This window comes from Veillonella sp. VA142 (assembly GCF_003992135.1).
Taxonomy (GTDB): domain Bacteria; phylum Bacillota; class Negativicutes; order Veillonellales; family Veillonellaceae; genus F0422.
Window position 1 is genome coordinate 1 of sequence record NZ_RQVN01000059.1, and the last position, 665, is coordinate 665.

1 protein-coding gene is annotated in these 665 nt (G+C 45.1%); it reads left to right on the forward strand.

Annotation, left to right across the window (positions count from 1 at the left end):
- The coding region (locus EO117_RS09095) for a GTP-binding protein (RefSeq protein WP_126940117.1) at window positions 1-665 on the forward strand (665 nt) is incomplete at both ends.

A 665-nucleotide genomic window follows, 5' to 3' on the forward strand; every position in this document is an offset into this window, starting at 1 on the left:
CCACACGTTAACATTGGTACTATCGGTCACGTTGACCATGGTAAAACTACTTTAACAGCAGCAATCACTAAAGTTCTTGCTGAAAAAGGTCAAGCTGACTTCCAAGACTACAGCATGATCGACAAAGCTCCAGAAGAACGTGAACGCGGTATCACAATCAACACTGCACACGTAGAGTACGAAACAGATACTCGTCACTATGCACACGTTGACTGCCCAGGCCATGCTGACTATGTTAAAAACATGATCACTGGTGCTGCTCAAATGGACGGCGCTATCTTAGTTGTATCCGCTGCTGACGGCCCTATGCCACAAACTCGTGAGCACATCTTGTTAGCTCGCCAAGTTGGTGTACCAGCTATCGTTGTATTCATGAACAAAAAAGACATGGTTGACGATGAAGAATTATTAGAATTAGTAGAAATGGAAATCCGTGAATTACTTTCCAGCTACGAATTCCCTGGCGATGACATCCCGGTTGTAGCAGGTTCTGCATTGAAAGCGTTAGAAGGCGACGCTACATATGTTGAAGCAATCAACGAATTGATGGCAAAAGTTGACGAGTACATCCCAACTCCAGAACGTGACACAGACAAAACATTCTTGATGCCTGTCGAAGACGTGTTCACAATCACTGGTCGTGGTACAGTAGCAACTGGCCGTGT